Annotated in this window: 23 protein-coding genes and 2 tRNA genes; 8 read left to right on the top strand and 17 right to left on the bottom strand. The window is 67.4% G+C overall.

The features are described 5' to 3' along the window. Positions 1-138: 138 nt before the first annotated feature. The gene (locus FK256_RS05335; protein WP_244936161.1) at positions 139-579 is read right to left on the bottom strand and encodes a MerR family transcriptional regulator; all 441 of its coding nucleotides are present in this window, start codon (positions 577-579) and stop codon (positions 139-141) included. On the opposite strand from FK256_RS05335, the gene FK256_RS05330 reads away from it, so the two are divergent. After that, positions 578-1252: an RBBP9/YdeN family alpha/beta hydrolase gene (locus tag FK256_RS05330; protein WP_170197912.1), complete on the top strand. Its 675-nt coding sequence runs from the start codon at positions 578-580 to the stop codon at positions 1250-1252. The genes FK256_RS05335 and FK256_RS05330 overlap by 2 nt on opposite strands. 294 nt (positions 1253-1546) lie before the next feature. After that, on the top strand, positions 1547-3823 hold the full coding sequence (locus tag FK256_RS05325) for an HNH endonuclease signature motif containing protein (RefSeq protein ID WP_141423972.1): 2277 nt from the start codon (positions 1547-1549) through the stop codon (positions 3821-3823). Positions 3824-3850: 27 nt separating this feature from the next. On the opposite strand, the gene FK256_RS05320 is transcribed toward FK256_RS05325, so the two are convergent. The 7 genes from FK256_RS05320 to FK256_RS05290 all read right to left on the bottom strand — a co-directional run bounded on the left by FK256_RS05320 (position 3851) and on the right by FK256_RS05290 (position 10711). Continuing rightward, positions 3851-4297, bottom strand: coding sequence for an HIT family protein (locus tag FK256_RS05320; protein WP_021608605.1), 447 nt, complete (start codon positions 4295-4297; stop codon positions 3851-3853). Between the two features lie 60 nt (positions 4298-4357). Beyond that, positions 4358-5119, bottom strand: coding sequence for a metal-dependent transcriptional regulator (locus tag FK256_RS05315; protein WP_009233572.1), 762 nt, complete (start codon positions 5117-5119; stop codon positions 4358-4360). Continuing rightward, positions 5119-5853, bottom strand: coding sequence for a vitamin K epoxide reductase family protein (locus FK256_RS05310; protein WP_021607486.1), 735 nt, complete (start codon positions 5851-5853; stop codon positions 5119-5121). The genes FK256_RS05315 and FK256_RS05310 overlap by 1 nt, the downstream gene beginning before the upstream one ends. Before the next feature lie 94 nt (positions 5854-5947). Beyond that, complete coding sequence (locus FK256_RS05305) at positions 5948-7999, bottom strand: metallophosphoesterase family protein (RefSeq protein WP_021607485.1); 2052 nt, start codon at positions 7997-7999, stop codon at positions 5948-5950. Between the two features lie 8 nt (positions 8000-8007). After that, on the bottom strand, positions 8008-8865 hold the full coding sequence (locus FK256_RS05300; protein WP_009233575.1) for an HAD hydrolase family protein: 858 nt from the start codon (positions 8863-8865) through the stop codon (positions 8008-8010). Between the two features lie 96 nt (positions 8866-8961). Then, a complete protein-coding gene (locus FK256_RS05295; RefSeq protein ID WP_021607483.1) occupies positions 8962-9135 on the bottom strand; it encodes a methionine/alanine import family NSS transporter small subunit in 174 nt (57 codons plus the stop codon). A gap of 1 nt (position 9136) precedes the next feature. Beyond that, positions 9137-10711, bottom strand: a complete 1575-nt coding sequence (locus FK256_RS05290) for a sodium-dependent transporter (protein WP_021607482.1) — start codon at positions 10709-10711, stop codon at positions 9137-9139. A 233-nt stretch (positions 10712-10944) separates the two neighbouring features. Between FK256_RS05290 and deoD the strand changes: the two genes are divergently transcribed. Both deoD and FK256_RS05280 read left to right on the top strand, forming a co-directional pair. Further along, positions 10945-11667 (top strand): purine-nucleoside phosphorylase, encoded by a 723-nt coding sequence (deoD, locus tag FK256_RS05285; protein ID WP_021607481.1) that lies wholly within the window; start codon positions 10945-10947, stop codon positions 11665-11667. Positions 11668-12046: 379 nt separating this feature from the next. Then, positions 12047-12325, top strand: coding sequence for a DUF1540 domain-containing protein (locus FK256_RS05280; RefSeq protein WP_003781261.1), 279 nt, complete (start codon positions 12047-12049; stop codon positions 12323-12325). 119 nt (positions 12326-12444) lie between these two features. Here FK256_RS05280 and FK256_RS05275 read toward each other — a convergent pair whose 3' ends face one another. From FK256_RS05275 to FK256_RS05235, 9 genes are all read right to left on the bottom strand, one after another. Then, on the bottom strand, positions 12445-13332 hold the full coding sequence (locus FK256_RS05275; protein WP_021607479.1) for a hypothetical protein: 888 nt from the start codon (positions 13330-13332) through the stop codon (positions 12445-12447). Between the two features lie 128 nt (positions 13333-13460). Next, positions 13461-14108, bottom strand: coding sequence for a MarC family protein (locus tag FK256_RS05270; protein WP_009233580.1), 648 nt, complete (start codon positions 14106-14108; stop codon positions 13461-13463). 85 nt (positions 14109-14193) lie between these two features. Then, positions 14194-14266, bottom strand: a tRNA-Ala gene (locus tag FK256_RS05265). Between the two features lie 40 nt (positions 14267-14306). After that, positions 14307-14379: transfer RNA gene (locus FK256_RS05260), tRNA-Ala, on the bottom strand. A gap of 93 nt (positions 14380-14472) precedes the next feature. Beyond that, entirely contained in the window at positions 14473-15114 is a 642-nt protein-coding gene (locus FK256_RS05255) for a histidine phosphatase family protein (protein ID WP_021607478.1), read from the bottom strand. Then, positions 15111-15530 (bottom strand): ribosome silencing factor, encoded by a 420-nt coding sequence (rsfS, locus tag FK256_RS05250; protein ID WP_141423971.1) that lies wholly within the window; start codon positions 15528-15530, stop codon positions 15111-15113. The genes FK256_RS05255 and rsfS overlap by 4 nt, the downstream gene beginning before the upstream one ends. 66 nt (positions 15531-15596) lie before the next feature. Next, complete coding sequence (locus tag FK256_RS05245) at positions 15597-17237, bottom strand: hypothetical protein (RefSeq protein WP_141423970.1); 1641 nt, start codon at positions 17235-17237, stop codon at positions 15597-15599. Further along, positions 17227-17910 (bottom strand): nicotinate-nucleotide adenylyltransferase, encoded by a 684-nt coding sequence (gene nadD / locus FK256_RS05240; RefSeq protein ID WP_039894828.1) that lies wholly within the window; start codon positions 17908-17910, stop codon positions 17227-17229. Before nadD ends, FK256_RS05245 begins: the two co-directional genes overlap by 11 nt. Positions 17911-18087: 177 nt before the next feature. Continuing rightward, positions 18088-19137: an ROK family protein gene (locus FK256_RS05235; RefSeq protein WP_141423969.1), complete on the bottom strand. Its 1050-nt coding sequence runs from the start codon at positions 19135-19137 to the stop codon at positions 18088-18090. Positions 19138-19473: 336 nt separating this feature from the next. Between FK256_RS05235 and FK256_RS05230 the strand changes: the two genes are divergently transcribed. The 4 genes from FK256_RS05230 (at position 19474) to FK256_RS05215 (ending at position 24136) form a co-directional block, all read left to right on the top strand. Continuing rightward, the gene (locus FK256_RS05230; RefSeq protein WP_141423968.1) at positions 19474-20250 is read left to right on the top strand and encodes a DeoR/GlpR family DNA-binding transcription regulator; all 777 of its coding nucleotides are present in this window, start codon (positions 19474-19476) and stop codon (positions 20248-20250) included. 111 nt (positions 20251-20361) lie between these two features. After that, the gene (locus tag FK256_RS05225) at positions 20362-21657 is read left to right on the top strand and encodes a glycosyltransferase family protein (RefSeq protein WP_141423967.1); all 1296 of its coding nucleotides are present in this window, start codon (positions 20362-20364) and stop codon (positions 21655-21657) included. After that, complete coding sequence (locus tag FK256_RS05220; RefSeq protein WP_141423966.1) at positions 21654-22961, top strand: glycosyltransferase; 1308 nt, start codon at positions 21654-21656, stop codon at positions 22959-22961. Before FK256_RS05225 ends, FK256_RS05220 begins: the two co-directional genes overlap by 4 nt. Next, the gene (locus FK256_RS05215) at positions 22961-24136 is read left to right on the top strand and encodes a glycosyltransferase family 4 protein (protein WP_141423965.1); all 1176 of its coding nucleotides are present in this window, start codon (positions 22961-22963) and stop codon (positions 24134-24136) included. Before FK256_RS05220 ends, FK256_RS05215 begins: the two co-directional genes overlap by 1 nt. Positions 24137-24158 lie beyond the last annotated feature (22 nt).

Here is a 24158-nt window from a genome sequence, read left to right as displayed (position 1 = left end):
CTCTTTTCCTACTCGTGCTTCCTGGTGCTGGGGCACAGCCTATCGCCCGGCGGCAGCGGGGCCCGGCGGCGCCCGCCCCGCGGGCGGGCGAGACCGGTCACGTCGGTGGAGCCCACTGGGGTTTGAGCGGTGTCGTCCTCACTCTTCTTCCCGAGCCGCAGCCCTGAAGCGGTTGAGGGCGCCCTGCTCACGTGCCAGCCGGCTACGGTGCCGGTTGATCCGCTCCTCAACGACGTCGAGCTCACGGCGCAGGCCGGGGCACATGGTGATTGCGACAGCTCGGTTGTCGCCAGTGATCTCGACGCAGTCCAGGTAGCGACGGGCGGCAGCGACGCCGAGGCCGGTGGCCAGGATCGGCCGGATGCGTGCGACGGCGTCCAGATCCTTCGGGCTGTAGTCCCGGTATCCGGCGGAGGTCCGTTCGGGCACGAGCAGACCGGCCTCTTCGTAGTGCCTTAAGGAACGGGGGCTGACACCCGCCTGTCGGGCGAACTCTCCGATGTGCACAAGGAGCTCCTCTCCGGCGAACATCTTCCACTTGACCTTGCCACTGGCGTGAATGTCTACCGTCGGGGTCATGGATCACATGACAGAACACTATTCCTTCGACGGACTCGATACTTTCGACAGAGTCATCCTCGTCCACGGTTTCGGGGCAGGGCCTCACGACCACTGGTTTCCCTGGCTCGCGCGGACCGTCCGCCATGTCGAGGTGCCGCAGCTCCCTCATCCAGAAACTCCGGAGGCCTCGACCTGGGCGTCGATCATCGCCGAGAGAATCGGGACGTCGCCAGACGGGCTGGCGGGGCTCGCAATTGTGACGCACAGTCTTGGCGGCCTGACCGCGCTGCGGGCAATCGAGCGAGTCATCGCGTGCGGCTCACCGGTGAACGGCGACGGTCGGCACCTGGCAGCCTTCATCGCCGTCGCACCCTTCGCGCAGCAGCTTCCACCGACGGGAGAGGCGGAGCTCGACCATTTCCTCACCACCGGACTGAAGGGCTTTCTCGACGGCGCGAGCCCCGGTGAGCTGCGTCCGCTTCTGGGGCCCACCACAGTCATTCATTCCGATAACGACCCGCTTGTCCCCCGGGCGGCTTCCCGGAGATTCGCCACCGCGATCAGCGCCGACGTCGTCACCGTTCCGGGCGCGGGCCATTTCCTGGCCTCCGACGGCGTCACGTCTCTTCCGCAGATCGTTCGGGCGCTAAGTCGTGCGAGCGATGAAGGTGCGGGCGCGCCTGGAAAGTAGAAAACGGGCGGGAGTTTCTCCCACTCCGGCGGCCAGAGAGGCCCCTGCGCCAGCCCTCATATCGCTCGACAGTTCTCCCTCACGGCATTTGGACCGTTACCGCTCTTTGCTGTAACGACCGCAGAAGTACCAATATCGCATTAGCAGGGCAGATGGTTCCGAAGTCTCGGCGGACCGCCGCACTGACTCCGAGGTAACGGAGGCTCCGATAATGCGGTTTTTCGTTGTTGTTGAGCCGGTTTCCGGGAATGTTGATGGGGCGCGGATGTCGAGGACTGTTGCTATACTGTACGTATGTTCGAAGGCGGCATGTTTCCTCGTGTCCCGGCCGGTGGTGCGGTCGGGGCGCCGGGCGCGCCCGCCGGTCCTCCGACGTCGGTACCGCCGGTCTCAGCAGAAGACGCCGCCGTCCTGCTGGCGTCCCTGGGGGCGGGCGGAGTGCTGGCCGGTGTAGTGGAGGGGTTGCTGGCTCGGCTGCTGGTGACCGCCCAGGACTCCGACGATGAGGGCTCCGCTGCTGACGGCGTCGGCGGTGTTGATGGTGAGGGCTTGTTCACTAGCGAACCTGGGGGTGATGCGGCCATGGTGACCGCCGCCAAGGGGCTCAGGACCATGGACGTGGAGGAGGCCGGCGCCTCGGGGCTGATTGGTCTGGGGGCAGCGGGTTTGGGGGAGCTGGCCGCGGCCTGTCATCGCCTGGCGGCCTGGGCTGCCTGGGGAGAATCACTCGCAGCGGCCTGCCTGACCGGGTGCGCTGAGCTGTCAACCCACCCCGGCCAGTGGGGCCCAAACGGCCAGGTCTCACCCGTGGTCGGCTACGAGGAACGCAAGTTCAACACCACCTGCCTACTCTCGGTCCGACTGGGGATCTCCCGGACTCGGGCCGGCCAGATGGTCGATCACGGCAACGCCCTCATGAATATTGGCTTCGGCCCGGTCGAGGCCATGGAGCGCTCCGGGGTCCTGGACTCGACAAAGGCGTCCCTGGTGACTCGCCGTCTGGAAGACGTGCCGGTTCCTGTGGCACTGGAGGTCCAGAACAAGGTCCTGCCCCAGGCACCCCGACGCACCGTCTCTCAGGTGGGGCGGGACATTGAGCGGGCCCTCATAGAGGTCGACCCCGACGGACACGATGAGCGAACCCGAGCCAATGTCTCCAAGCGGTGCGTGTCGCGCCCGAAGCCTGCGGGCGAGGGCCTGTGCCAGGTCCGGCTTCTGCTGCCGACCATGGACGCCCTGCTGCTGGACGCCACCCTGGACGCGATCGCCGCCAGCGCGCGCGCCGCCGGCGAGGAGCGCACCCCGGGCCAGCTCAGGGCCGACGCCATCACCGCCATGACCCTCTCGACGCTGCGCACCAGCCAGCAGACCGCCTACCAGTCCGCTGTGAAAGCATCCGATGTCCGCGACGGCGCCCCTACAAGCCTCGACGACGGTGGCGGTGGCATCGATGGCGACCTCAGCACGCTGGGCTCAGTACCCCACTCCTGGGCATCTCCTAATTCCCCCGTCCCGGGGCGCCTACTACCCGACGGGGTACCCCTGGTGGAAGGGCTCCTGAGCAGCTTAAGCGGCCTGGTGAGCTCGGTCAGCCCATGGTGGACCCCCTCAGGAACCGGCCACCTCCCTCTACCGGCGAGCATCCACATCAACGTCAATGTCACCGTCCCCCTGACCAGCTTGGTACCACCAGGAGACCCCACCGGCAGCGACGATCCCGGAGGCGGCGACCGCGCTGACGGCCCTTACAACCCTGATTCCAGCCGGACCAGCCCAGACGGCGGCCACGCAACCGTGCTTGAGCCCTCCGACCGGGAGTCCTCCGAGACCAGCGGCAGAAGTCTGCCCGAATCCAGGCAGGACGTTCCTGCTGCCCAGTCCGTAGCGGAGGTACGGATCGGGGCTCGGAGTGTGCCGGTACCGGCCATGACTGCCTGGGCCCTGGCTGCAGGCGGCACCTGGAGGCGCCTGGTCACCGACCCGGTCAGCGGAGTCGTCCTGGACGTCGGCCGCACCAGGTACCGGCCCCCGACGGGTCTGGCCGACCTGGTGCGCGCCCGCGACCGTGCCTGCGTCTTCCCCACCTGCCAGATTCCAGCTGAGCGCTGCGACCTGGACCATCTCACCGCCTGGGGCCAGGGCGGGACCACGAGCCTGGACAACCTCGCCACCCTGTGCGAGGCCCACCACCGCCTCAAACACACTCCCGGATGGGCCCTCACCAGAGACCAGACCAGCGGGGACCTGTCCTGGCACACCCCTGACAAGACCGTCTACCAGCGCCACCCCGACGGCACCATCGACCGCCTGCCCAGGAAGGTCGGGCCCCGCCAGCACCTTGTTCCCGGCACCATCATCCCGGACGGCCTGAGCAAACAGATCGGCCCTGACCTCATCGACCGTCTCAACACCGCCCTCGACCACACCCACCCCGGCAACGGCAGTGCCCGGCTGGTCACCCGCGGCCCCCGCCCCGGTGAAAAGGCCGGAGACTTCGAGACCGCCCCCTACCCGAGAGCCGCCCACACCCTCGGACTGGCACCCCTCATCGACCAAGCCCCATCCTTCTGACGGGGACGAAGCCGGCAGCCTCGGGTGCTACGCGAGCGCGGCGCTGTCCAGCCTTGCGGGGACGAACTCGCCCCAGCCGTCCTCGACAAGGCCGCCCCGCAGGCGCTCCATGGCGGCGTCGAGTTCGGGCCCCTCGGGGTGGCGGGCCGAGGAGAAGGACAGGTCCTCCTCGGAGCGGATCGGCAGCACATGAAGGTGCAGGTGGTCGACCCCGTAGCCGGCCACGACGAGCCCGGCCCTGGGCGCCTCAAAGACGCGTACCTGCGCGGCACCGATGCGCTTGGCGACCACAGCCAGGTGCGCCACTACGTCGTCGGGCGCGTCCACGTAGGAGTCGACCTCGACCCGCGGAACCACCAGGACGTGCCCGTCGGTATGCGGCTCAATGGTGGCGAAGGCGACGCAGACCTCGTCCGCCCACACGAAACGGCCGGGGATCTCACCCTTGATGATCTTGGTGAAAATCGTGCTCATGGCCCCATTGTCCCCCAGCCGCGCCCGGATCCGTTCAGATCCGTACAGACAGCGCCCCTATCAGGCCAGCAGCCACAGGGAGCCGTCGGGGACGATAGCTTCCGGGACTGCCCCTGGCGCCGCGATGCGGGAGGCTTCCGAATCCAGTAGGGCGATGACGGTGGCCCGCCTGCGCTTACCGCCCTCTTTGGCCGGTGCCACGGTCCCCCGGTCGCGGATCCGCACCCGGCTGTCCAGTCCAATGCCGGCCCGTCTGAGACGGCGCAGTGTCTCGGTGTCGTCCTGAATCCGGCCGACGACGCCGTCGGAACCCACCGGTCTGGTCTCCAGGCGCACCAGGTCGGGCACGATGAGCCGACCGTCCGCCGTGGGGATCGGGTCCCCATGCGGGTCCCTGGTGGGGTGACCCAGGACGGCGTCGAGCCGCTCCAGCAGCCGTTCGGAGACGGCGTGCTCGAGCTCCTCGGCCTCGGCGTGGACCTCGTCCCAGCCGAAGCCGAGTTGGGTAACCAGGTAGGTCTCCAGGATCCGGTGGCGGCGGATCATGCCCATGGCCCGGCGCCTGCCCTCCTCTGAAAGGGTGACGGACCGGTAGGGCTCGTGGACGAGAAGTCCCTCCTCCACCAGGCGGGCCACGTTCTCCGAGGCGGTCGAGGGCGCCACCTCCATGCGCTTGGCCAGGCCGGTGATGGAGGCGCCCGCACCGCCCCACTCGCAGGCGGCCCATACGACCTTGAGGTAGTCCTGGGTGACGGTCGAGTCCCCCACCACCGATGGCTTCGAAGTGGACCGGGCCGAGGCCGCCCGGCTCGAGGGCGGCATTATCCGAACATCCTCGCCAGCTGGCTGCCGAAGGCGATGATGATGGTGAGGATCACCGCCAGGTACATCGCCGCCATGACCCACCAGCGGGACTTGAGCAGGTCGAGCGCCAGGTTATCGCGCAGTCCCAGATGCCCACCGGCTGCGGTCCAGGCCCAGGAGTGAGCGGCCACCGGAATGGTGACGGACCAGATGACCATGCAGAAGGGGCAGAGCTTGCCGAAGGTCACGATGGAGACGGTCAGGAACCAGATGACGAAGGCGATCCCGCCCAGGCTGCCGGCGCTCAGCCCCCACCACATCCACCGCGGCAGGCGCGCGCCACTGAGCAGGACCGCACCGATCGCTACCAGGGCGCCGAAGGCGATGGCCCCGATGAAGGAGTTCGGCACACCCAGGAGGTTGCCCTGCCACACGTTGAGGGAGTCACCGCAGGACACCAGGGGGCTGACGTCGCAGACGAGCTGCGCATCCGAGTTGCGCAGCAGGTCGATCTGGGAACTGATGAGCTCCCAGCAGGCGACGATCCCGATGAGCCCGCACACGATGAGCAGCCAGCCGAAACCCCGCTCGGCTCCTGATCGGCGCAGCCAGTTGGGCCGGGCGGTGGAGGCCTCACCGGTATCGCGGCGAGCGCGCCGGTCGAGCTCCTGACCGGGGGCGGAACCCAGATAGGCCTCGAGCTCGGCCTCGCTCATCTCATCGATCTCGGCATCTGTGGGCATGTGCGACATCGTCAGCCTCCTCACCAGTGGTGCGTCATCAGTTCTTCGGGGAGTCATGTGGCTATCAGGGTGAGAGCGTATGCCACAACGGGCGGCCCGCGCCCTACCCGTCCGAAAGATCGGCCTGGTCCTGGGGCTCGGCTCCCTCCTCGGACTCGGCCGGTACCTCCCCAGGCACCTCGGCCGGTGTCTGTTCCGGGTTGACCGATGCCGACGGATCCGGCGTCGAAGCCGTCGTCACCGTCTCCTGGCCCGGAGAGATGCCCGCAACCGGCCGCCAGGCCCCCACCGTCACCGAGGCGTCGGGGTGGAGGATGACCGCACGCCAGGACACAAGTGCGCCGGTGGAGTCGAAGGACAGGACGTGGAGGAAGGCGTCCTCCGTCACCGAGCCGAGCGAGGTGCCGCCCTTGCCGGCACCGGAGATGATCCCGCTCACGGGTCTACCGGTCTGGGGGCTGATGGCCGTCGTCATGCCGCGCTCGGCGTGGACGTGCCCGGCCAGGAGCAGCGGCGCGCACCCCTCGTTCATCAGTGGGTCGAAGGTGGCCGGCTGATGGATGAGGACGACGTCGACCGGCGTGCGCCCGCAGCTGACTTTGGCCAGACGAGCGGCGACCTGCTCGGTGGTCTCGCCGCTGCGCGGCTTGGTGCCCGCCGCCGTCGTGCGGTCGGCGTCGTCGTCCCCCAGAACGGTGATCCCGGCGACCTTCTGGACCGAGCCGTTGGTGACGGTCCATCCCTGGGAGCGCAGGCGGGCCGCCGTGGCATCAGAGTCGTGGTTGCCAACCGTGGCGACCTTTGCAGTCGAACTCGGGACCGCCTGGGTCAGTGCATCGACGCATACCCGCTCCGGGTCGGAGCCTGTCATGGTCAGATCCCCGTCATCCATGTGGATATCGGCGTCGGAGAGCTGGTCGAGAACCCCGGAGAAGGCGATAACGTCGAGATTGCAGTGCAGATCCGTGGTGAGCACGGCCGTCTTGCGGCCGCGCTCGGAAACCGAGCGGGCTCCTGTCGTTGGCGTAGCCGTGGTCGAGGGGGATGCCTGGGCCGACGATGCCACGGTGGTCGCGGCGGCTGCAGCACCCTCGGTGGACTGCGGGGTCTCCTGCGGTGATGCAGATGATGCGGGTTCGGCCTCCACCACCGTCTTCGCGGAGGCCTCCTTGATCCGCGCCTGGAGATCCTCGGCGTCCACCTTTCCTTCGGCGGCCGTGACGTCCACCAGGCCATCGGTCTTCTCGGCGCTCTTCCAGGCGGCCCGCAAGTTGGTGTCTGCCTTGGCGTAGAAGTCTTTGTTGGCCTCCACGAAGGAGCGCGCCTTGGGACCGTAGGCAGTGACGATGTCGGCGATTCGCCCCGAGAAGCGGGCCCGGGCCATCGGAGTCCCCTCCAACGCCGACAGGGTGGAGCCGTGCACAGTGGTGGTACGCATCGCCGGGACCAGTAGGGAGGCCACAGCAGCCACCACCGCCGAGACCGCCACGGCCGCCGCCCAGCGGTGCGAGGCTCCGGCGCGGACCGTCTCGCGCAGGGGCTTGGTCGGCGCCAGGCTCCATGCGGCCACGCAGCACAGGAAGATCGCCTCGATAACTCCGGCCCGGCGCAGGGCGTCGCTCGCCAGGCCGTAGAGTCCCTGCCGGATCGTCAGGTCCGGGTGGGAGATCAGCGAGAGGTAGGAGGCGGCGTCGGATGACAGCGACTGTCCCACGCTGGCGGCGTTGGCGGCATCGGGAGCCGGGTCACCGGGGATCTCTCCCAGAACCACCTTGACGCCGAGGAGCCCTGCGGGTGACTGCATCGAAGCGGTCCCCAGCGGTCCGAGGTCGAGCGTGACGGTGGAGTCGAGGGTTGTCGACCAGGTCGCCTCGTGCGGGCCGACCGGCGCCGAGGCCGTCGCCGTGGACAGGCCCAGGAGGAGGGAGACCAGGCTGGAGGTCAGGATCATCGCCGCCGTGCTGATCACCGCACGGGTACCGGAACGCAGTCTTCTCCACCGTGTCCGCGCCGATAGCAGCACCGTGAGCACCAGGGCGCCGCAGCGACGGGCGGCTGTCAGCGCACCGGTCCACAGGTCGACGGCGCGACCGACGGCGCCAGTATCGACGTTGGTATCCGCTTCAGTGCCGGCATCCGTGTCAGTACGAGCCACGGCCCACCTCAGATACGGGCGCCCAGGGAAACCCTGGTGGCGTGGTCCTCACCGTTGTGCTCCTGGGAGGCGATGAGACCCGCCAGCGCGGTGACGTAGGTGACGGTGTCCTGCCATCCGCCCACGGCCTGGCAGGGAACGCCGAGGGCCTTGACCGGGTAGTCATTGCCCTCGGGGTCCAGGCGGTCGCCGATGAAGAGCATCTCCTCCAGCGCGATCCCGGTGACCTCGGCCAATCGTCTCATGCCGTAGGCCTTGTCGACCCCCTTGAGGGTGATGTCCACGCTCGTAGAGCCGCCAGAGCGGACCTCCAGCTCCGGCAGGAGCGGGGCGACGGCGTCGCGCAGGGCAGCCTTCTTCTGCCCCGTGGGGTCCCAGGCGCGTTTGGCCTCCAGAGGGGCGTCCTGCCCGAGGGCCGAGAAGGTGATCTGGCTGCCTCGGTCCTCCAGGATCTCCCCCCAGGTCCGTTCCTCCCACAGGCCGAGACGGCGCGCCTGGGCCTCGACGATCTCGAAGCCGGTACGGATCTGCTCGGGCGTGAGGTCGTTGGCGTAAACCAGTTTCCAGGCATCACCGCCCCGGGCGGACTGCGAGGAGTCGTAGGTGTAGTACCGCGTGCCGCAGGTGGGCATGAGGTGGAGCCGGGAGAGCTCGTCGGCGTCGGCGTCGAGACGGGCCAGGACCTGATCGCGGAACTGCCCCACCTGTCCTCCGGAGATGATGCAGACGGGGACCACATCGAGCAGCCGCCTCAGTGCCGTCGCCATCGCCGGCGGCATGGCCGACTTCGAGGGCGCCAGCGTGTCATCGAGGTCGAAGGCCACCAGACGGGGCAGCTCCTGCGGGCTCACATCAGTCTGAGTCATAGGCGTATTGTGACCCACCCGCCTGGAAACCGGCCGAACCGGGCTCCAGACGGGTGGTGGAGTCGGTCTCTCTTCACAGCAGTGGGTGGGGACAGATTAGTCAACCTTCTCGGGGTGGAGCATGTGCTCACGCGCCCGCGCCGAGGCCTCCGCCCGGGCATCACGATCCTCCCGGCGTCCGCGAGAGATGAGCGCGGTGATGGACACCGCCAAGCCGCCCCAGATAATGACGATGGCAAGAAGCATGATGAGTACAGCGATTCCAGTCATCTCAGCCCTCCTCCTTGGAATCGGTCTCAAGCTCAAGGGGCTCGAACTCATCCACCGGAGTCTTCCAGGGGATGAGGGTCATGATGGCGGTGCACAGGGCCACCATTAGGAGCATCCCCCAGCCGAAGACCATGACGAAGCCGTTCGAGTAGGTCTCGTAGCCCTTGGACAAATAGGTCCCCAGGGTCTGGAGGAACATGTAGCCCAGCAGGACGGGGACGACCACGCCGACCAGGACGCGCCACCATAGACCGATCATCCGCGACTCGGAGACGGCGTTGAGATGATCCTGAAGCAGCCTGGTGCGGCGCAGGCCCCAGACCACCGCCACGCACATGATGATGGCCGATGCGACCACACCGATGTTGTTGATGAAGGCGTCGACGACGTCGAGATCCGGCAGGCCAGAACTGGTGGCGAATAGGACGAAGGACAGGACAGCGGCCGGAATGCCGACGACGAGCGAGGCAGGTTTGGGAGCCAGACCGAGCTTCTCTCCCACGCCGGCGGCCACCACCTGGATGATGGAGATAAAGGAGGTCAGTCCCGCCATGGCGAAGGATGCGAAGAAGAGCACTCCGAACAACGCGCCACCGGGCATCTGAGCGATGACCGTGGGGAAGGTGATGAAAGACAGGGAGGGTCCGGTGATCTTCATATCGTTCAAGCCGACGCCCTGGGTGTGCGCCATGAAGCCGAGGGTGGCGAAGACTCCGATGCCGGCGAACAGCTCGAAGGAGGAGTTGGCGAAGCCGGCCACCAGGCCGGTGCCCACCAGGTTGGAGCGGCGGCGCTGGAGGTAGGAGGCGTAGGTGAGCATGATGCCGAAGCCCACGGACAGGGAGAAAAAGATCTGGCCGAGTGCCGCCATCCACACCTTGTAGTCCAGCAGGGCGGACCACTTGGGGGTGAACAGGGCATTGAGTCCCTCCCCCGCGCCGGGAAGCATGAGGGCCCGCACCACGAGGGCGGCAAACATGAGCACGAGCAGCGGTAGGAAGACCTTGTTAGCCTTCTCCACACCGCCACTGACGCCCAGTGCGGTCACCACCAGGCCGAAGGCCCACACGAACAGCAGCGGAACGGCCACGCCCGCGATGACGGCCGGCGAGTAGCTGACCTCGGTCTCGAGCTGGTCGGCACCGATGTAGTGCATGAAGAAGCCTCCCGCGTCATTGCCCCAGGCGGTGGTGAAGGAGAAGAACATGTAGCGCAGGGACCAGGCCACCACCACCGCGTAGTAGGTCATGATGACGAAGCAGATGAAGACCTGGAACCAGCCCAGCCACTCCAGCTTGGTGGACATGCGCCGGAACACCGCCGGCGGCGAGCCGCGGAAACGGTGTCCCAGGGCGTAATCGAGGAAGAGAATCGGTAGTCCCGCCGCCAACAACGCAATGACGTAGGGGACGATGAAAGCACCACCACCGTTGGCGTAGGCCACGCCGGGGAAGCGCCAAATGTTGCCCAGCCCGATCGCCGAGCCGATGGCTGCCATGAGGAAGCCGAGCTGACCGCTCCACTGCTCACGCGGGGGCGCTTGAAGAGACTCGCTCTCCCCTGTCCTGGGGGTCATGAGTAACCTTCCGTGATCTCATGAACGAAGGCGACCCGACGGCCGCCTTCTCCTGCGGAATGGTCGCAGGCTCTTTTGTCGTTGGACGCTAGCTCTAGTGACCACGATGTGTCGCTCGATGTCCAGCATATGGACTGCATGTGCGAGGTCACCTTCCACTCTTTCTCACGCGATCTGTGCCACACTGAACGCAATTCCACCCGGTACTCAGTACTCCTTTCGAGAGGAATCCCATGGCCACCCCGCACATTGCCGCAGCTCCAGGTGACTTCGCCCCCGCGGTCCTCATGCCCGGCGACCCCAAGCGCGCCCAGCGCATTGCCGAGATACTCATGGCTGACGCCCGCATGATCACCGACGTGCGCGGGATGCTGGGCTTCACCGGAACCGTCAACGGCAAGCCGCTGAGCGTCATGGGATCGGGCATGGGACAGCCCTCCTTCACAATCTACGCCACCGAGCTGTTCAGCCAGTTCGGGGTGGAACGGATCATCCGCGTGGGCACCATCGGCGCTATCTCACCTAAGGTCGAGGTCGGCGACGTCGTCGTGGCCACCGGCGCCCACACGGACTCCTCCATGAACCAGCTGCGCATTCCGGGGATCAACTTCTCCGCGGTCGCCGACTTCCATCTGGCCCAAGCCGCCTACGAGGCCTCACTGACCCCCCAGGCCGGCGTGGACGGAACGGTTCATCTGGGAACCGTCATCTCGCGCGACCACTTCTACTTCACCCCCCAAGGCCAGACCGAGGCACTGGCCGCCTACGGAGTCCTGGGCGTGGAGATGGAGGCGGCCGCCCTCTACGGCGTCGCCGCCGAGTACGGCAAGCAGGCGCTGGCGGTTCTGACGGTCTCCGACCATCTGCTGGATCACTCCGGCGACATGAGTGCCGCCGAGCGCGAGACGCGCTTCGCCGCCTCCCTGCGCCTGGCCGTGGCGGCCGCCCACAGCTGATCCACACGCGGACCACGGGACACTCGGAGCCCTGGACGGCTCGGGGAGCGCAGATGCCCCTTCACCGGAGCACGGGTCGCACTCACCATGCCTTCACCCCATGAATGGAACCCTCCATGCGTAGGTGAATTCCTGACCGCACCGGTTCAGGAGTGCCTTACCTGCGAGGAATAACGAAAATTAACGGCACACAACCCCATATTTTTTCAAGCTCCCATCACTGACGGAAACAGCCCGATGAGAACCACCAAAACGTTGGAATCCCAACGTTCATGGACACGGAGCAAAGCAGGCCAGGCTGCCCTTCGTTGCCGGGGTGCGGGAACGGATTTACGTTATTCATGTCCGCAGCGCACATCCGCTCGAAAGGAATAGCATCATGTCCGTCACCAAGATCACCTCCTGCACCACCACCTCCTGCGCTTTCAACAACGGAGGCTGTACCGCTTTCGCCATCACCGTTGGCGGCGACAACGGCGCACCGGCCTGCGACACTTTCATCAGCCTCGATGCCCGCGGCGGCCTGCCCGTGGCCGAGGGTCAGGTGGGCGCCTGCCAGCGCCTCGAGTGCGTCCACAACAAGGACCTCATGTGCACGGCCGAGGCCGTGACCGTCGGCGGCGACACCGCCTCCTGCAAGACCTACGAAGTTCGCTGACCGGAAGGCTCTCCAGCTCGAGCGGCTGGGGGCCGAACGGGGGATACCACCGCGCGGTGGTATCCCCCGTTCCGGTCTCTGCGACCGGAACGTTCAGAACCGCAACCGAGGTAAGCCACTCAGGGACGGGCCAGGCGCTGCGGGAGAGCCTGGGAGGCCAGCCCTTCGAGGACCGGCCCGACCTCGGAGGCACTAGCCAGGGCATCCGGGAAGGAGACCACCAGTGTGGAGACCTCTTCCCCGGTAATGGACATGAGTGTCACCCCGTGGGTGTCGACGTCGACGCACAGGGTCCGATCCCACAGCGTAGGGCATACACCGACAGCGGGGCGGGAGGAGCAGGTCCACCCGGCCATCTGCCCTTCTCGCACGGCTTCACAGACGGCGCGCAGGCCCAACTGGCCGACCGCGCTGACCGCCTCATGGGCATCCATGACCTCCTGGGGGCTCCAAGAGGCGGATGGCACGGCTCCGGCATCGGCAGAGGCGATGTCGAGGATCTCCTCGATGTCGTGGCTGGAGACACCGGAGACGCAGTGGAGCATGACGCGTTCGCAGGCGATGACGCCCAGACGCCCTCCGGGACCCGAGGCGATCTCTCGGACCCGCTCGAGCGGATCCTCGCCGACGATGGCGCAGTGGCAGGCGGGAGTCCGCGAGGAGGACAGGACGAGGGCACGGTCCTCGCCATTGACCCAGGTCAGGTTGCCCAGCAGGTGGGCCGTGGCCGCCGTGATACGAACACCGGGCTCGGCGGCGTCAAGAGTGACGTCGAGCCGGACATCGACGGCGACGTCGTCGGGAGCGATGGCCAGCGGAGTACCTTCCGACGGGCAGGCCGCCACGAGGATCCGGCCGTCGGCCCGCATAGCGTGAGCGACGAAGGCGGCGGGCGCGGAGGGGTCGATGCGGTAGGCCGTCACCGCGGCGCTTCCGCTGCCGGTCAGGAGACGCCTGGCCATGCGCCTGGCGCGCTGCATGATGTCGGGAACCTGAACAGACGTCACACGATTACCTTCCTGCAATGCTGCTGCACGTGGGAGCGGGGTGCCCCCCGACAACATCTGAAGGTGAGGCTACCCTCAGACTCCCCGAGGAGCCAGTTCCTCGGGGAAACCCACACGTGGAGCGCGTCTCAGCGAGCCAGCCCGGGAAAGAGATGCTGGATCCCGACGACGATCATCTGAACCGCGATCGAGGCCAGGATCATCCCCATGAGACGGGTCATGATGGTGCGCATCGTCATGGACAGACGTGCGCCGATGCTGGCGGAGAAGTAGAGAACGATCCCGAGCGTCACGAGGACGGCTGCCAGCGCAGCCGCAACAGCCGCATGCCCGCCCAGCCCCCGAGCCTGGGACTGGATGACGATGATGGTCGCGATCGTTCCCGGCCCCACGAGGATGGGAAAGGTCATGGGGTAGAAGGCGACGTCGTTCCCGTTACCGGCAACGGCGTCGTGCTGCTCCTTCTCCTGCGTACTTCCCTCGTGGGCGCTGGATCCACTGCCGTTGAGCATGGACAGGGAGATAATGAGCAGGACGATTCCGCCTGCGATCCGGAAGTCGTCGACGCCGATGTCGAAGAATCTCAGGATTGTCGCACCGAGGAGCAGGACAACGGCACACATGACGGTGGAGGAGATCGTTGTGCGAACTGCCGTGCGCCGCTGGGTCGCGGCATCCTGATCCTGGGTGAGACTCAGGAACAGGGGCAGGTTGACGAAGGGGTTCATGATCGCGAAGAAGGCCCCTAGGGCCTTGACCAGCACAGCGATAGCCATATCCGCATTGTGCCGCACACGCCGGCAGCGAGCAGAGAAACAAAACGGCCCTCGCCTAACGGCAGGGCCTGTTGCTGAAGAATTGTGGAGCTAGGGGGATTCGAACCCCCGACCTCTTCCATGCCATGGAAGCGCGCTACCAACTGCGCCATAGCCCCGGTGTGGGTGCCCCACTCGGAGAAGAATCCGAGCGGTTCGTGGAGCTAGGGGGATTCGAACCCCCGACCTCTTCCATGCCATGGAAGCGCGCTACCAACTGCGCCATAGCCCCGGTCGGACGTCGCTCGCGTGCGGCGACGCGGACAACTGTATGGATACCGGCACCGCCAGGGCAAATCCGTGGCGCGTGTACTACCTCACCCGATTACCCGAGAATCTTGCCCAATGGGCTCGGGTCCACCGGGGGACCGGCATTCCAAGACACCACGGACCAGCCCGGAGGCCGTCTGTTGGTGCGCATGAGCGCATAGCAGCAGTTGCTCATGCCGCGCAGGCCGAACCACTGTTGAGGGTCCATGCCCAGCAGATAGGTCGCCCCCAAATTGGTGGCTGCTCCGTGGGAGACTGCTACGACGACGTCATCCTCGCCGGCCCCTGCGACGAGGGCCTTGAGTGCCTCGCCCACTCGCTCGGCGGTCTCGCGACGCCCCTCGATCCGGAACTGGGGAAGATCGCCACCGGCGCGCCAGGTGGCGTAGTGCTCAGGCCACTGCGCCTTGATGTCGTCCGCTTTGAGTCCCTCCCAGTCGCCGAAGGACTTCTCCGCCAAGGCAGAATCGACCTCAACACTCTGCCCGATCAGCGACGCCAGCGTCTCGGCGGTGGCCCGTGCCCGCACCAGTGGCGAGGAGACGATCCGCGTGGGCTTAAGCACCGCGATGCTGTCGGCTGCGCGCCGGGCCTGCTCACGGCCGGTGCCGTTGAGGGGGATATCGACCCGCCCCTGGATGCGTCCTTGAAGGTTGTAGTCGGTCTGACCGTGTCGCCACAGGATGAGGTCGGTCATAAGACGGTGCCCTTCTCGCTGCCTTCCTCGTCGTCGACCCGACGATCCGGTGCTGTCAGGTCCTCCGGCAGCTCGATGACGGGGCAGTCCTTCCACAGGCGCTCCAGCGAGTAGAACTCCCGGTCCTCGTTCTGCAGAATATGGACGACGACATCACCGTAGTCCACGAGTACCCAGTGGGCGTCGGCGAAACCCTCCCGAGTCCGACGCTTGGCCCCGGCGCGTTGCATGGCCTCGTCGACCGCGTCGACGATGGCGTGGACGTGACGGTCGTTCGAGCCGGAGGCCAGCAGGAAGACATCGGTCAGGCCGAGTCGCTCGGAGACGTCGATGGCCGTGAGGTGCGCAGCCTTCTTATCGGCCGCAGCGCGAGCAGCGGCTAGAGTCAGGTCGGCGGCGTGTTCGGTAGCGGGCACGGATCTCCTTCGGGGCGGTCAGTCAAGCATCATGCGGCAGCGGAGACTGTACCTCGCGCGCCGCCCTCATACGAGCTGCCGAATCCACTCCCCCGCCCCGATGGCGGCGCTCATGGCACTGGAACTGGCGCCGAGCCTGCCGCTGACGAACAGCCAGACGATGACCAGGATGATGAGCAGCACGACAACGACGATGAGCGCGGCCATGAGTATCTTGCCGGTGCGGGAGGAGGAGCCGGGCCGCTCCACCGGCAGGACGTGGTCCGGGGTAGGCACCCGACCGGTCACCTCGTTGACGGGAGCAAGGTACGGCTCCTCGGGACCCTCGGCAACAGGCGCCGCCACCGAGTCCCACTCCGAGCCACCGATCGGGCCGTTGCTGTTCTCGGCCTCGTCGGAGTAGAAGGCATAGGGGCTGACCGCTTCCGAAGACGCGACATCGGAGGTTGCAGCCACCCCGGTCACGATCGTCTCCTGGAAGCTGTCCGCCTGAGAGGACTGGTGCAGCGACTTCCACTGCGGAGTACCGACCGTACCGAACTCGGCATCCTGCTGCGGCTGCGCTGGGGGCATCGTGGTCTGCGCATCGACGTCGACCGCGACGCTCTCCTGCGCCATCGGCTCCTCGATGGGCGCGATGCCGTAGGTCTCCTGAGCATCCGCCGCGTCCTGGGCGGACGAGGAACTGTCCACGGGCTGGATCGAGCTGAGCTCGCCCGTGGAGACGTTGACGGTACGCACTCCTTGCGCAGCAGCGGGAATGCGCACAATCGGACGTCGCACTGAGCCGGTCGAGGAAGCCGACCCTGCGCTCAGGCCGCTGCGGGCAGACTCGGTGGACTGCGTGCCTCCGGCCTGTCCGAAGGCAGCGAAGTCGGCGGCGCCGGAAGCCGAGGTGGAGACGGCAGGGACGGCCTCCGCCGACTGCGAGGAGGGCTGGGAGGAAGCCGCCCCATCGTCCTGAGTCGTCGGAGCGAAGCCCTCCCGGTAGTCGTAGGGGCCGGTCGCGAGCTCCTCGGCGTCGGCCTCTTCGACGGGGGCCTGGGGCTCAAGGGCCTCCTGTTGGCCGGTCTCAGAGACGGGACCGCCCTCAAGGCGCTCCTTGAGCGAGAAGCGAGTGGGTACCGGCGCCGGCTCGGAGTCGGCGTCCGCGGCCCATTGGGCGTCGTAGTCCAGGGTCGCTACCGGCAGATCGACCGCCTCCATGAGACCCGTCTCGATCTCGGAGATCGCCACGGCCTCCGCCGCAGATAGCGAGCGCCAGCTCGGAGCGGACGCGGACGGGCCCTCGGGAACGGACAGGTTGAGAGGCGGGTTCTGCCCTCCCTGGTCGAGGTAGGCGGCCCCGTCATCGTCCACGGCGGGGAACTCGGCCGACTCTTCCAGCCCGGTCTCGGCGTCGGCACCCGACTGGGCGGAGGAACGGGGGGCGACCGATGCAGGATCGGCAAGAGGATCCTGGAGAGCCTGGGCCTGCTCTGGGGTGATCTCGCCGGCCTCGACTGCCGCCCTGAGGGCCTTGGCCTCCTCGCGCAGGCGTCTCATCTCGCGTCGGGTCAGGAGCGGCTGCTGCCCGGTCAGAATGGCCTCCCGCTCGGCGGCGCGCTCCGCCTGCCGGATCGCACGACGACTGCCGCGCGGAGCGTGCTCATCCTGCGTCGGCTCCTCGGACGTGGGGGCATTGACGCCGGTCTGCTCAGTGCTCACCGTCGTTCTCCTTCCTCAGGGACTGCTCGCGGGCCACTCTCGCCGTCATCGACGTCGCCGACGCCGACCGCAAGGCCATACGATAAAGCCCGTACTTGCGTATGTACTGCACGACACCATCGGGAACGAGGTACCACACCGGAGCTCCTTGCCCGACTCGCTGGCGGCAATCCGTCGATGAAATCGCCATGGCCGGCACCTCCACCAGTGAGATCCGGTCACGGGGCACCCCCGAGTCATTCAGAACGTGTCCGGGGCGCGTGACCCCTACCAGATGAGCTAGGTCGAAGATCTCCTCACTGTCCTTCCATGTGAGGATCTGCGCCAAGGCGTCCGCACCGGTGATGAAGTACAGCTCCGCGCCCGGATACTCGGCCGCGATGTCATGAAGGGTGTCGATCGTGTACGTCGTACCTCCCCGGTCGATGTCGACCCGGGAGACCGTGAACCTCGGATTGGAGGCCGTTGCGATAACCGTCATGAGGTAACGATGCTCTGCCGGAGAGACCCTGCGCTCCTTCTTGAAGGGTTGCGCCCAAGTGGGCACGAAGATGACCTCGTCGAGGGCGAAGACGTCCTGAACTTCACTGGCCGCAACGAGGTGCCCGTGGTGAATCGGATCAAAGGTCCCACCCATGATGCCGATGCGAAGCGGACGAGCAGACTGGGTCACGCGCTGCGCCTCGCTTCTCTCCTGGGGGACACGCTGGTTCTCCTCAACCGGTACGGACGACTGCAGTTGGCGAACATACTGCCACGGCCTGCACCCATTGTGGGTCTCCGCAACGCCATAAGCGAGTTGTCAGCCAACGGCGCAGAGACTCAAGGTAACACCCAGAATATTATCAGGTTACTGCCAGTCCTCCAGAGCTCGCCCGGAAGCGCCCAATGCCGAGCCCGTCTTTCCAAGCCGAGCCGATAGAAGACTCGGCGCCGGCAGGCCGGCCATGAGGTCGGCCACCCGCCCGCGCAATGGCTCCAGGAAGACGGCCTCCCCCGCCCGAGTCAGTTCTGAGCTGACGACGACGTCGAGCGGACCGAGCAGACCGGCACCACGGGCGATGAGATCGGCCAAGGCGTCCAGGCCCGTATCCCAGACGCGGCGCGCCTCCCGGTCCCCGGACCGCATCGCGCTGAGAAGCGACTCGAGCCCCGAGGCGGAGAAGCCTGCGCCCCCGGTAGAGAATCCATCGGAGCTGTTCAAAGAGGCCGCAGAGTCATCGACGATGCCCGCCGTGTAACGCCCCACCATCGCGTCAACCGAGGCGACATCCTCCAATCGGGCCCTCTCGCCGCTCCAGTCGGGATCGGAGACCAGGACCTGACCAACCTGGCCGGCCCGGTCCCCACCCGGCGCCGGGACGCCGTCGAGCAGAACGGCGGAGGCGATGCTCTTTCCGATGGACAGGTAAAGGCAGCTCGCTCCGCCTGCCCCCCACCGGCTCTCGGCCCAGGCACCGCAACGAGCATCCTGATAGAGCAACACCTCGGCGGACTCAGCCGGCACCGGCAGGAACCGACTGACATGGCTCGCCAGTGGGACGTCCTGCAGCCCCAGGACGGCACTGCGGCAAATCTGTCCCCTGTCCTCATCGACGACACCCGGCACGCAGACCCCGACGATCAACACGGGCGCCTGCGCGGTCCGGTCCTTCCCCTCGTCCGCGAGCTCGTCAACGGCACTGGCGCATAAGGAGGCGACGGCCCCGCCGATCTCCTCGGCCAGCCGGCGACCGTCCGAGCGGCAGTCCTCCGGTACAGGTCGTTCCAGGGAGCGGACGACGCGCCCCCGGCCATCGGATACGACAGCGGTCATGCCATCGGCACCGACGTCGACCCCCAGCGCAACGGCTCGCCCCTTGGGGCGGGAGCACTCGGATAAGTCAGCGGGATGTCCCATGTGTTCTCTGTTCTCAGGGGAGGAGCGGCAGTGCACGGACCGTGACGCCTGCGGTGACCGGACGAGGGACCACCGCAATGCCGCCACGGGGCCACCGCCCCACACGTTGGCGTGATTGATATCGACGACAGTAGCAAGGTTCGCATCGCCATGTGTCGCTCTCAGCGAGCGACTAAGACCATTCCTGATCTATGCTGGCTCCAGCACACCGAGCTACCTGCCGCACGGTCACCAGGATAAGGCAAGTAGTTGATCCACAAATCACGTGTCGTGCTCCAGCGCCGCCCGGCCCACTCCCCGGCCCCGGACCGCCCCTCGAGCTCCAGGAGGATCGAGATGTCTCGGCATGATCGCCATTCGGCCATCCTCGATATCGTCATGGACGAGGGCAGTGTCCATATCGACGACATCATCGCGCGTCTGGGCGTCTCGGCGGCAACCGCACGACGCGATCTCGACCACCTGGCGGACCAGCAGCTGGTCACCCGCACCCGCGGCGGCGCGATCGCCAACCCCACATCCACCGAACCGCCGCTGCGCTACCGCACCTCGAGGATGGCCGATGAGAAGACCCGGATCGCCAGGGCAGCGGCCGCCATGGTGCAGCCGGGCGATTCCATCGGCCTCAACGGCGGAACCACGACCACCGAAGTGGCCCGTGAGGTCGTGCTCCTGCCGGACCTGACCGATCCGGACATTCCGGTCACTCTGGTCACCAACGCCGTCAACATCGCCAGCGAGATGACCGTGCGCCAGTGCGTGCGCGTCGTCGTCACCGGCGGGATCGCACGGCCCCGGTCCTTCGAGCTCACCGGCCCGCTGGCCGAACTCATCCTGCCCTCGATCAGCGTGGGCACGCTCTTCCTGGGTGTCGAGGGCATCGATGAGCGGGGGGCCTACGCTCAGCACGACGGCGAGGCCGCCGTCAATGCCGCCCTGGTCGACGCGGCCCATCGCGTCGTCGTCGTGTGCGACAGCTCCAAGCTCGGTACCACCGCCTTCGCACTCATCTGCCCCATCTCCAAGATCGACCTGGTCATCACCGATGACGGTGCCTCCGCCGACCAGGCCGCAGCCCTGCGGCAGGCGGGCACCGAGGTACAGCTGGTCTAATCTCCGAGAAACCTGAGAGCTTTCTCATCCGCCCCTAATCGTCGTCTTCTCCTGGCCGGTCAGGATCGTCTCAGAACGACCCTGAACTGACACCAAGGGAAGAGACGATCCATGACAACCGTTCCCCTACGGGTGGCGCTCTACAGTCACGACGCCAAGGGGCTGGGGCACCTTCGCCGCAACCTTGCTCTGGCCCATCACCTGGCCCGGGCATTGCCGGGGCTCACCGGCTGCGACGTCACCGGCCTGGTCATCACCGGGCTGGCTCCGGGACAGGAACACCGGCTTCCCGACGGCTTCGACTGGCTGGTGCTGCCGGGAGTCAAGAAGGCCGAGGACACCTACCTGCCCCAGCGCCTGCGTATCACCCGTGAGGACCTGAGCCTGGTCCGCAGCGCCCTGCTGTCCGGTGTCCTAACGACCTTCATCCCGGACCTGCTCATCATCGACCGTCACCCCTACGGGGTGCACCAGGAGCTGCGCGAGCCCCTGGCACGTCTGCGCCAGGCGAACCCCGGCGCGCGCGTGGTGCTCGGCCTGCGCGAGGTCCTGGACACGCCTGCGACCGTTCAGCGCGAGTGGGAGGAGCTCGGCCAGGCCGACACACTGCGCCGACTCATCGACGAGGTCTGGGTCTACGGGGACTCCTCGGTCCATGACCTGAACGCTACTGGCGAGGCTCCGACGGCACTTCAGGAGCGGATGCGCTACACCGGCTACCTCGCCCATGGCCGCGATGCCGCGGAAACCACTCACGGCTCCGAGGCGTCAGAAGCCCTGGCCGGTAACGCCGAGGCTGCCGGCGCCTTCATCCTGACCACCGCCGGTGGCGGCTCCGACGGCGTCCACCTGCTGCGCGCCGCAGCCGCAGCACGTGTCCCCGACGGGTACCGGCACGTCGTGGTCACCGGCCCCCAGCTCGATGCCGCCCAGTTCCACCAGGTCGCTCAGGCGGCCGGCCCCCACACCATCGTGCGCCGGTCCTGGCCGGGGATGAGCCACCACATCCGGCAGGCCGCAGCGGTCATCTCGATGGGCGGCTACAACACGGTCAGCGAGATCCTCGCTTCCGAAACCCCGGCTCTCCTCGTCCCCCGTGAGACGCCTCGCCTCGAGCAGTTCATCCGGGCCACCGCTCTGAAGGATGCGGGCGCCATCGACCTCCTAAGAGTCGCGAACCTGAGTGCCGCAGCACTCGAGGACTGGCTCACCGAGCTGCTGAGTGACCAAGACGCCGGCGCTCGCAGTCAGCTGGCGGGGCGACGTCGTCTGCGCCTGGACGGTCTGGAAACCGTCCCCCTGCTCGCCGCCGAGCTCGTCGGCGACCGGGGCGACATCCTCGACACCCGCCTCAGCCATCTCAACAGCCGCACCACCAGCCTCACCAGGATGGAGATCCCCGCATGAATCCCGCAGTCGACAACCACCAGGACATTCATCAGAACGGCGCCCGCATCGGATACGTCCTCAAGGTCTACCCGCGCTTCTCGGAGACCTTCATCGTCACCGAGATCCTGGCCCGCGAGGCCCAGGGCGAGGACCTGAGTATCTACGCGCTGCGCCCCACCACGGACTCGCGCTTCCACCCCGAGATCGCCCGGGTGGCCGCCCGGGTCAACTGGGTGGGCCGGCCGGTACGGGCCATCGACCTGTGGAGCCGGCTCACCGACGGTCTGACCCGCCAGGACGACCGCGAGCGCTTCGCCGCCATCATGCCGGTGCTGGCCGACCTTCCCGGTGACGAGGTGGCCCAAGGCGTGGAGCTGGCACGTCAGGCGCGCAGGGACTCCATTACGCATCTGCACGCGCATTTCGCATCTCTGGCGGGCCGGGTGGCATGGATCGCCTCGGCCCTGACCGGTATCCCCTACACCGTGACCACCCACGCCAAGGACATCTTCCACGAGTCCGTGGATCCCGTGTGGCTGCGCCGGATCTGCGCCGACGCGCAGCGGGTTATCGCCATCAGCCGGTACAACAAGGAGCACCTGAGGACGGTACTGGCGGGCACGGGGGCCACGGTGTCGCTGCGCTACAACGCCATCGAGCTCGACCGCTTCTCCTATCGCGCTCCGCTGCCCGTGCCGGCCGGGAACTCACGGCCACTACGGGTGTGCGCCGTCGGGCGCCTGGTTCCCAAGAAAGGCTTCGCGGACCTGATCGAGGCGGTGCGGATCCTGGTGAGCTCCGGTGTCGACGTCGAGGTCGAGCTGGCCGGTGACGGTGAGGAGCGCGAGCGCCTGGCCGCGCAGATCGACCGCCTGGGCCTGGCGGACCGGATCCGCCTCCTGGGTCCGCTCACGCAGGCGGAGGTGCGTGATCTGTTGGCGCGCTCGGACGTCTTCGCAGCGCCCTGCATCGAGGCGGCCGATGGCAATATCGACGGTCTTCCCACGGTGATCCTGGAGGCGATGGCCTGCGGGACGCCGGTGGTGGCCACGGCGGTCTCGGGGCTGCCGGAGGTGGTTCGCGACGGTATCACCGGGCTCCTGCTGCCGCCGGGAGACCCAACCGAACTGGCAGTTGCCCTGCGCAGGATCGCGCTGGGCGAGGTCGACACCGTCTCCCTGTCCCGTGGGGCGCGGTCACTGATCGAGGAGCACTTCGACTCCCGCGCCCAGGCCGAGGTCCTGGCCGCTTGGCAGACGAGTCCCCGTCCCGCTCCCACCGCTCCCACCGTGTACCTGGCCGATCGGGAAGGAGCCGCCTGATGCGGATCGCCTACATCTGCTGCGACCCGGGTATCCCGGTGTTCGGGACCAAGGGCGCCTCGGTGCACATCCAGGAGGTGGTCCGCGAACTGCGGTCCATCGGCCATGAGGTGGCCCTGTACGCCGTGCGCTCCGGCAAGCACATTCCCGACGACCTCACCGACCTCGAGCTGCACCTGGAGGCCGTCGCCGACGTCGAGCCCGCTGAGCGGGAGCAGGCGCAGGCGCACGCCGCGGAGCGGATCGTCTCCCGGGTGATCGCCGACGGCGTCGACCTGGTCTACGAGCGCTACTCCCTGTTCTCCACGGCGCTTACCGACATCACGGCCGCCACCGGGGTTCCCGGAATCCTGGAGGTCAATGCTCCGCTGATCGATGAGCAGCGTCGTCACCGCTCGCTGGTGGACGCCTCCGGTGCGGCGCAGGTGCTGCGCCGCCAGGTGGCGGCCGCCCGGGCCACGGTGTGCGTCTCGGATCCGGTGGCCGACTGGGTGCGTCGTCGCACCGCCGACCTGTCCGATACCGGTGCGGGCGATGTCGCAGGCAGGATCCATACGGTTCCCAACGGCGTGAGCGTGCGCCGTATTCAGCCCCAGCCGGAGGACCCAGAACGGGTGGTCGTCACCTTCGTGGGGACCCTCAAGCCCTGGCACGGGGTGGCCGACCTCATCACGGCGGCGGCCCTGGCGCGTCAGAGCTGGAGCCTGCGGATCATCGGGGACGGCCCCGAGATGGACTCGCTGCGCGCTCAGGCCGGGCGCCTCGGGGTGGAGGCGGACTTCCGCGGGGCGGTCGCTCCGCAGGACATTCCCATCCACCTGGCGGGCTCGGCGATCGGAGTGGCCCCTTACCCGGACCTGGGTGGGGGTGAGCAGCAGTACTTCTCCCCCATGAAGGTTCTGGAGTACCTGGCCGCGGGGCTCGCGGTCGTGGCCTCCGACGTCGGGCAGATTCCCCAGCTGCTTGAGGACGGCTCTGGCCGGCACGGTGTGCTCGTGGCCCCCTCGGACCCCACGGCTCTGGCCGCGGCCCTGGATGATCTGGCGGCATGCCCGAATCGGCGCGCCCGCATGGGCCGCAGCGGGCGCCTTCTGGCCGAGGAGCGCCACTCCTGGCATCGGACCGTCGCCCGGATCCTGGAGCTGGCAGGCCTCGCTCAGGGTGGTGAGCGGTGATGGGTGCGCCTGTGCTTCGGCG

It is taken from the genome of Actinomyces johnsonii (assembly GCF_006546835.1).
In the GTDB taxonomy this organism is placed as follows: Bacteria; Actinomycetota; Actinomycetes; order Actinomycetales; family Actinomycetaceae; genus Actinomyces; species Actinomyces johnsonii.
This window is presented reverse-complemented; position numbering and strand designations above follow the sequence as displayed.